The organism is Chamaesiphon sp. OTE_8_metabat_110 (assembly GCF_031382685.1).
In the GTDB taxonomy this organism is placed as follows: domain Bacteria; phylum Cyanobacteriota; class Cyanobacteriia; order Cyanobacteriales; family Chamaesiphonaceae; genus Chamaesiphon.
In genome coordinates, this window is the sequence record NZ_JANMZA010000269.1 from 1 (window position 1) to 5414 (window position 5414).

Consider the following 5414-nt stretch of genomic DNA (forward strand, 5'->3'; position numbering starts at 1 on the left):
CGGATAAGAGAATAATTGCGGTATCGCGCCCTAGTTTTTCGATCGTCGTTGCGACAACAGGATTGAGGGCATCTTCATTCACCCGATCCCAAGCAAATGGCGATCGAGTAAGATTGATTGCTAAGGTACCATCGATATCTACTAAATAGCAGTTTGGTAGCTGTGGATCGTTGCTGTGCGCTGGCTCTGGTCGATATAAGTAATCATAATACATCTGCTCGATCGCCTGTTGACCGACCGAATTCGATCGTAACAAATCGCGCCGGATACATTCAGTTAAGGATACATCAGTAAAGTCACGAATGCTCAATTCGGCTTGATATTTGGTCGCTAATTCAGTTGCTCGTCGTAAATGAACTGGGTTGAGATTGGTATCCGACCAAATCACCGAGTAACCTTGCTCGAAATAATATTCTGTCAGTAAATCGCGGACTTTAATAATCCGTTTTTCACGTTTATTGGTACCGCTCAGTTGCAGTCTGAGGTCGTCTTTACAGAGATTGGCAGTCTCAGGATACTTTTGGATATACTCTTTTGCCCAAGTTGTTTTACCACTTGCTGGCAAGCCTTTGGTGAGGATTAGTTTGAGGGACATGGTTTAGGTGTTAGGTGTTAGGTTTTAGGGTAAGAGGTAAGAGGTAAGAGGTAAGAGGTAAGAGGTAAGAGGTAAAACGTAAAAGGTAGAACAACAAAACGAGGACGCTTGCGTCCTGCTTAAAGCCTAAAGCCTAAAGCCCAAAGCCTATCCCCTATCCCCTATTCCCTATCCCCTCCCTGAAACGGCAGCTCAAAGCCAGGTTTGATGAGTTTCCAAATGACTTGAGTGTAGTCTCTACCATCGAGCATGAGAAACAAGACACCTGGATATTTTTGGGTTTGAAAATACATCGCGGTTTGGCGGCGATCGCCTAAATCCTTGAAGGCTTGTTGGCACTCGGTTTCAATCTCTCGGTATTGAGTTTCTAGCGATCTCTTGGTATCTTTGACCCAGTTATAAAACTCATCGGGAACAGAGTCAAGAAATTGCGCTAGGCTCTGATTTTGGCTCAGACATTCCCAAATATCTTTAGCTTGAACTCTGGTAATAATCCGGTGCAAGCGGACATAATCGGCGAGTTTGTATTTGAGCCGAAAGCCATTCGACCATTTGAGGATAAATCCTTCATGATTGGATAGCTCGGCTTGGGTTTGCTCGTTGGCGGAGCCTCTCCCGTGGAGAATCGAGTGCAGCCATTCGGGTAAGGTAGTAGCTGGGTAAGTCTGCGCTCGATCGATCCAATCTACCTGTGTGTGGTCTAATTCTGCGCCTGTATCCGTATTTACCGCAGCTAATAGTACCAATCGTTGCGAGCTACCGTAGTCAACGACAATTCGATTGCTGGGATAGATAATTTCAAATAAGTAGGTATAAGCCGGATCGAGCTTATCGAGATTGTCGCGATAATTGGCAAGCAAAGTCCGTGCCATATTAGACTGCTCCGAGGCAAAGCTGCCCCGTGAAGCTACTTCCCACTGTCCTTTGTAGTGAAACAGAATAATTAGCGATCCATCGAGCTTCTCGTAGATCTGGGGTACTCCATCAGGGAGCGTACCTTGATATTCGCTTAGATTAAAAAATTTCGGTAATGGTCTGGCAATAGGTCGATAATTATCGTCTAGCACCAATCCCCGACAGTGGAGTGTCGCATCGATCCAGTACCGATCGTACTGCGCCTTGGCGGTATAGTTATAAATCGTCAGCGGCAAGCTCGGGTGAGTTTGGCTGGTAATATAACCCTGGGTGATGAGTGAGGGCAATGTCTGAGGGTCAAATGGTAAATCGGTCATTCGATCGGTAATAGCTGATGTAAATCTAAGTTACCCGATCGAGCTTCCCTGGAGCCACTGCTGACTCTAATCGCTCAAACTCTTTTCCTAACTGGAACACAAGTAAGATCGATCGTTTCACCCCAGGGATACCCCGAACTATCCCTAATTCCCGACCCTCTACTCTCTACCTCGGTACGGGAACTCGATCGACTAATCCCGCGATGACGGTATCTATTTCCAAACCGTCTAATTGAGCCTCTGGGCGCAATACTAGCCGATGGCGGAGTAAGGGAAGGGCGACTTGCTTAAAATCATCGGGAATCACCATCTGACGACGATCGAGCCATGCTGCGGATTTGCTAGCGTGTAACCAGGCAATTGCCGCACGGGGTGAGGCTCCCAGGCTCAGATCGGGGTGCTGGCGGGTTTGTTGGACTAGGGCGAGCAGATAATCGATCGCATTGTCGTTGACAGTGACTTGCTGTACTGCGCGGCGAGCTGCTAGACAATGTGCTATTGTTGCCACTGGTTTGAGCGGTTGAAGGTTGCTTCTGGCTCCTGGTGTAGACATCCGTGCGGTGGCTAGCAGTTCGCGCTCTGCGTCTGCGGGTGGATAATCGACAATTAATTTAAATAAAAATCGATCGAGTTGCGCTTCGGGGAGTGGGTATGTCCCTTCAAATTCGAGGGAGTTTTGAGTCGCGATCGTCCAAAATAGATCTGATAGTGGCAGTGTGTCGCCGTCTAGAGTGACTTGCCCTTCAGCCATTGCTTCGAGTAGTGCCGATTGGGTTTTGGGTGGCGTGCGGTTGATCTCATCTGCCAGCAAGATTTGAGTAAATACTGGCCCTTTTTTGAGGATAAATTCTTGATTCTTGAGATCGAAAATATTCGTCCCCAAAATATCTGCGGGTAAGATATCTGGGGTGAGTTGAACGCGCCTAAAGTCAGCCTGAATTAGCTGCGATAACACCTTCGCCATCATCGTTTTCCCCGTCCCTGGCACCCCCTCTAAAATCACATGACCGCCAGTTAGCAAGGCAATCAGCAATTGATTAGTTGTCTGTTCTTGCCCGAAGACAACTTCTTGTAAAGTACTACTGAGTTGTTGAAATATTGCGTGAGTTTCAGTCATTAAAGTGGCAGGTGGGGGTTGAAAATTGGCGATAAAACCTAGAGCTTAGTCAATCGACTGTCGATCTGGCGAATTTTTTCCAGCCAAGTGGTTAATTGAGCGGGTGTCGGGCGACGTTCCGACATCAATTGTAGGACAAAGCGGAGATCGTCGGCTGGTAATTGGGTCTGATTTTCCCAAGCAGCGATCGCGATTTCGGTTTCTACCAATCTTTCTTTACCCAAACCGAGTCGTTGTTGCCAGGATAACTGTTTGGCTCTACCGATATTTTGCACGACGAATTCACTGCTATTGGCTTGGTAAAGTACGCCGCCTAGTGCCTGGATATACGCTTGGCTATTCTCGATTTCGATCGGCTTGGGGATTGTCACTTTTCCAAAGCGGCGATTTTGTTGCCAGATTAAGGCTAGCGTACCCAATGATAGATTGAGAAATGCGACTAGGAGCGGTGTGTTAGTTAGGTAATCGAGCAGATCGCCTTTATCCGACTCAGATCTCGATCCGTCTTCTTCATCATCGGAAGTGTCGTCTGGATCTGCCGATCCCTCGACAGATCCCCCTGGTTCACCATTACGCTGTTTGCGGTTTTTAGCGATGGCTGATGATTTGCGGCTGACATAACCATGAATATATTCATCTACCAATACTTGCTGGCGATCTTTGGTAACTATTTCAGCTAATAGCTCAAAATTCGGTCGCAGATCTTGATAGGTATTTGCCGCTAAATTAGGAGTAGTGGCAATAATAACTAATCCTTTATCTAGTTTAAATTGACGGACGACACTACCCGTGCGATCGCTCAAAATTGACTGAGGATCTAACTTTCGATCTTTACCAATTTTGACGATATCCGACCTAAATCTGCGCGTGGTTTCAATTTTGACATCTCCTTGCGGACTCTCTAGACTCGATCGAAAAGGGATATCTGTCGCGGGTGCGGTTACGCCCAAAATCGCTAGGGTATTGCCTTTGCTCACCCACTTTTGTTGTAAGTCTGTGAGTTCGAGTAGTGCTAATTGGTGATTGACTTGTAGCAGTGTCGTTCCTGTTTCATACCGATCGTCTTGAGTAAGTCGGGGAAAAGATCTTTGCCAACGGCGGATCTTAATGCCGCGATCGGACATCATTTGATACCAAGCACTATAGCCATTGGGGGCAATACTATAACTCGATCCAACTTGCCGGGGATCGCCACCCATTGCACTAATAAAAGTCACCAGCACGATCGCGAATACAGCAAAGAGTCCCAGGTGCCAATATTGCTTGAATAACTTGTTAAAATCTGTCATAAATAACTATCTAATGGTAATTAATTAGCCATCTAATTAACGATCGCGATCTGTAACTAAGTCGCCTAAATAGTTAACGAGAACAAGAGGTCTGCTTGGTGCGCTCGATCTGGAGGGAACCTCCAGGGCCATCCTAAAAACCCAATTATCTGCTTGGTGCGCTAAACCGTCGGGAAACCCGACGAGCGCGCATCCGCAATTATTAACTATTAATTATTAATTAATTTAAGGTGCTACTGTCAATCGCTCTTCAATTTGCCGATAAGCTTGTTGACAGCGATCGAAATCTGCGCTGGCAATTTGACGATTGCCAAAGTGCAGTTGTTCGTGGATCGATACTAGGATTTCGCCGACATTAGCGATCGGTATCGTACCTAATGCCTGAATATACTCGCGATCGGTACGACTGTCTTGGTGGGGAATGAGATTGGCATCATTTAAGCGTTGCAGCATTGCCAGATACAACCAGCGGCTGGCTTGGGTATAGTCGCCTGCACGCTGAAACTGCTGGGATTTTGCTAGCAACTCATTGACAGTAAATACCTGTACTGGCTTTACCACCTCAGAAGTGGTCTGCTTAGTCCGCACCACCCATTGTTGCAAATAGGGGTAGATAAAACGATAGCCAAACCAAAATACCAGTCCGGCTAAAGCCAACCACACTAAGTTTACGAGTAATGGCCATAACCACTTTGGAAAAAAATCGAAATTTAAGTCTCGATCGTCAGATCTAAACCTTACTTCGAGCCATTCTCCTAGTTGCTGTTGCAGTTGTTCCAACTGCCATCGCCAACTTGTTTTTTCAGCAGCAGTGGACATGGGGAATAATTGAGAATTGAGAATTGAGAATTGAGAATTGATAATTGGCGTTGCTAAATCTGGGTATGATACCAATCGAAATCTCTTGCCCTCACCCCGCCATCGCCTCCGGCTCTGGCTCCCCTCTGTCTTGTCTTGCTAAACCGTCGGGAAACAAAGGCGTGCGCAAGCTGCTGTCTTGACCCAACCGCACGCTGAGGAAACCTCAGCGCGATTTGGGTCGCTCCCAAGCTTGGGAGCGGCGTTTTTATTCGGGGGTTCCCCCCGAATAAAAAAGCGGATTGATTTTCGGTTATTTTTCCCGACCATGAAAATCAACCAAGCAACGACAAGACAGAGGGGTTGGGGTGAGGGCAAGATCT

Annotated in this window: 6 protein-coding genes; 1 reads left to right on the forward strand and 5 read right to left on the reverse strand. The window is 46.8% G+C overall.

The window, feature by feature from the left end; translation table 11 throughout:
• From RMO52_RS09655 to RMO52_RS09675, 5 genes are all read right to left on the reverse strand, one after another.
• Positions 1-595: AAA family ATPase (locus RMO52_RS09655; protein ID WP_310413397.1), on the reverse strand; the 595-nt coding region annotated here is incomplete at its 3' end.
• Positions 596-756: 161 nt separating this feature from the next.
• The gene (locus RMO52_RS09660) at positions 757-1827 is read right to left on the reverse strand and encodes an RNA ligase (RefSeq protein WP_310413400.1); all 1071 of its coding nucleotides are present in this window, start codon (positions 1825-1827) and stop codon (positions 757-759) included.
• 166 nt (positions 1828-1993) lie between these two features.
• On the reverse strand, positions 1994-2944 hold the full coding sequence (locus RMO52_RS09665) for a MoxR family ATPase (RefSeq protein ID WP_310413404.1): 951 nt from the start codon (positions 2942-2944) through the stop codon (positions 1994-1996).
• Between the two features lie 38 nt (positions 2945-2982).
• On the reverse strand, positions 2983-4233 hold the full coding sequence (locus RMO52_RS09670; RefSeq protein WP_310413407.1) for a DUF4350 domain-containing protein: 1251 nt from the start codon (positions 4231-4233) through the stop codon (positions 2983-2985).
• A gap of 225 nt (positions 4234-4458) precedes the next feature.
• Entirely contained in the window at positions 4459-5052 is a 594-nt protein-coding gene (locus RMO52_RS09675) for a DUF4129 domain-containing protein (protein WP_310413410.1), read from the reverse strand.
• Between the two features lie 178 nt (positions 5053-5230).
• Here RMO52_RS09675 and RMO52_RS09680 point away from each other — a divergent pair.
• Positions 5231-5414, forward strand: a 184-nt coding sequence (locus tag RMO52_RS09680) for a hypothetical protein (protein WP_310413413.1), incomplete at its 3' end; no start/stop codon positions are given.